This window comes from Vibrio sp. 10N.261.52.A1, from assembly GCF_002876325.1.
Taxonomy (GTDB): domain Bacteria; phylum Pseudomonadota; class Gammaproteobacteria; order Enterobacterales; family Vibrionaceae; genus Vibrio; species Vibrio chagasii.
In genome coordinates this window covers 1-2,998 of sequence record NZ_MCYD01000898.1, presented here as the reverse complement: position 1 = coordinate 2,998, position 2,998 = coordinate 1, and the positions used below count along the sequence as shown (strand labels likewise).

Sequence of the window (2,998 nt, the reverse complement as noted above, 5' to 3'; positions counted from 1 at the left end):
TCTTTTTTAAACCATTGACCTGACCTTGTATCTTACTAACTCGGGCCTTTAGTTTTTTCTGATCTTTGGCTGTATGTGACATAACGTAGGTACTCAAGGTAATTAAAAACAAGCGGTTAACTTGTAATGTAGCACTTTAGCGATACTGGGGGGTAGCTTTTCAGTACCCGTTATTACGCCCCCTAGACAAGGGGGTGTTTAAATGACCTACTGATTTATTTTGCATGGTGCTGCAAGTGCTCGATAAAAGCAGGAACCCTCTTCGCTATATGTTTTCTTGAGGCATAAAACGCATACAGAACTAAGTCTGCGGGCTGATATTCGAGCTCCACGATTTCTAATTCACCAGCTTCAACCTCTTCACGACAAAACTCAGCTGGTAGTATCGCAAAGCCTAAACCGGCCAATGCTCCAGCTTTAGCAAGCTGACCACTGTTGACCTTAAATGATGATTTGACTCGCTGTGTTACCCATTCACCATGATCGTCTATAAATACCCAAGGCGTTCCGTTCAATGCGGTAAAGCTACTGATACAGGACACGTGTTTTAGATCTGTAATCTGAAACGGTTTTGAGCAGGTTTGAAGAAGTTTAGGTGAAGCAACGACTGCACTCGGCCAACGTTGGATTTCTTTGGCGATCCAGCTGTTATCTTCTAACTTTCCTCGATGAAAACTGACAATAACGTCAAAGCCGTCGATCAAGTCCTCTTTTGGACTAATGCTGGTATCACAACACAGTGATATGGATGGGTACTGGTTGCAAAAGGCAATGACAGCTTGAGCTAATTCGGCAGAGTCCGGCATTAAGATGTTTAACTGCCCCTGCACCTCTTGAGAGTGTTGTGTGACCTCTTCTATCGCCTGGTTGAGTTTATCCAACAAGGGCTGCGTGCGCAGATAAAGATGCTCTCCAGCTTCCGTTGGAGCAATACGACGCGTGCTTCTCACAAACAGTCTTACGTCTAGTTGTTGCTCTAACAACGCAATATGTCGGCTAACATTTGAAGTCGGTAAACACAGAAACTCTGCCGCTCTTTTGAAGCTATTATTCTCATAAACACAATGAAAACTCTTTAGCCATTGCTGATCAATTTTATCTAGCATATCTCCTCACAGATAATCCCATATTATTGGACTATAAAGCCAAATATTGCCACTTTATTACCAAAATCAGGCTTATACAATATTCATCACTCGAACGATGGGAATAAAGGTTATCCATGAGCTGGCTAGAAAAACTATTGAATAAGAATAACTTAAAAAGTAATCGTAAAGCGTCAGTCCCAGAAGGTGTCTGGATCAACTGCCCTTCTTGTACTCAAACCTTGTACCATATCGCACTCAAGGAAAACCTACAGGTGTGTCCAAAATGTGGGCATCACATGCGCATGACAGCACGTCTTCGTTTAGACACATTTCTCGATAACAGCGAACGTACGGAGTTAGGGGATCAACACTACCCAAAAGATCTACTCAGCTTTAAAGACAACAAACGCTATACCGAGCGACTGGCCTCTGCACAAAAAAGTACAGGAGAGGAAGATGCACTGCTCGTGATGAAGGGCGAGATACTTGGAATGCCAGTTGTCGCATGTGCTTTCGAATTTGCTTTTATGGCAGGGTCAATGGGATCCGTTGTAGGCGCTCGATTTGTCGATGCAGTCAATAAAGCAATTGAATCAAACTGCGCACTGGTATGTTTTTCAGCGTGCGGGGGCGCGCGCATGCAAGAATCACTCATGGCATTGATGCAAATGGCGAAAACCAGCGCTGCGCTCAAACGATTGTCTGAAGCTAAACTGCCCTATATTTCGGTACTAACAGACCAAACCTTTGGCGGTGTCTCAGCCAGTTTAGCAATGCTGGGTGACATCAATATCGGTGAGCCTAAAGCGAGAATCGGTTTCGCGGGCCGAAGAGTCATTGAACAAACGGTGCGGGAAAAGCTACCTGACGGTTTTCAACAGAGTGAATTCTTACTCGAACATGGTGCTTTAGACATGATTGTAGATAGGCGTGACATGCGTAAAAAAGTGGCAAGACTTATAGCCATGATGACCAATACCACCCATCAAAAAGCGTGAGCTGAAAGAGCGAAGGCGCTTAATGTAGAGCAGCTCTAAGCCCTAATTATTTTTCCACGATTGATTTAACCACTGCCCCACTCGATTACTTGTTCAGAGGGGGCAGTGTAACCTAACAGCTCAGTATCACTGCGGACACGAGTACAAGGTCAATTATACCGTGGCACTCTTATTTTGAAGATATTCAAGGTATTGATTTAAAACCTCTATATCATCGGACCGCTCGAGTGCTTTTGGATGAGTTTTACGAATCGTATCAATACTATTTTTCACATCCAAATATGATAAAACGGCTTGTTCGGATTCGATGGAAGGTTTGACGTAAGCCTTAGTCCCCTCAAGCACATTACTTAGGTCTAAACGGCTCTCGTTGAACATTTGTTTCATTATCACTGCAGACTTAACCATACCAGAGCGACCATCACCTAACGCACAGTGGACCAACACATTCCCTTCGCGTGTACTCAATAAGTCCAGAACCCGATTCGCTATACCATCGATATCTTCACTTGAAGGCTGTGTAAGGGCTTTGATTGAAAAGAAGTCCTTGATGTATGTCGTCTTGTTAGAGATATACTCGATATTGTGGCTTGCTAACTGCTTAGTTAGCGATACGATCTCTCTTGCCGACATGCCAGAATCAAGGGAGATCAATGCCGAGACATTATTTTGTTTCAGGTTCTCACAAAACGTCATCAGCTGCGCGCCAGTAGAATAGTTTTTATTAGGTCGGCCAATCGAACCAATTCTAAGCTCAGGGTGAATGTGAATGTTCTCAACTTTCCCCTTGGTGCTAGTGGCCTTTTGAACGACAGTTTTTTTGAATATCGGCTTCTGAACACCTTTTATCTTGTGCTTTGCAGGGGTAGATTGGCTAAACTTCGTGCCACTCCAGTCTACCTGGGTTGGTAC

Annotated in this window: 2 protein-coding genes and 2 pseudogenes; 1 reads left to right on the top strand and 3 read right to left on the bottom strand. The window is 43.9% G+C overall.

The window, feature by feature from the left end:
- A pseudogene (locus BCT81_RS29810) lies at positions 1–82 on the bottom strand (transcriptional repressor RcnR to maintain nickel and cobalt homeostasis); the annotation flags it as partial.
- A 133-nt stretch (positions 83–215) separates the two neighbouring features.
- Complete coding sequence (locus BCT81_RS19430) at positions 216–1,106, bottom strand: LysR family transcriptional regulator (protein ID WP_102425522.1); 891 nt, start codon at positions 1,104–1,106, stop codon at positions 216–218.
- Positions 1,107–1,222: 116 nt separating this feature from the next.
- On the opposite strand from BCT81_RS19430, the gene accD reads away from it, so the two are divergent.
- Complete coding sequence (accD, locus tag BCT81_RS19425) at positions 1,223–2,086, top strand: acetyl-CoA carboxylase, carboxyltransferase subunit beta (RefSeq protein ID WP_102425521.1); 864 nt, start codon at positions 1,223–1,225, stop codon at positions 2,084–2,086.
- 153 nt (positions 2,087–2,239) lie between these two features.
- Here the strand turns inward: accD and BCT81_RS19420 are convergent.
- Positions 2,240–2,998, bottom strand: a pseudogene (locus BCT81_RS19420) (dual specificity protein phosphatase family protein); the annotation flags it as partial.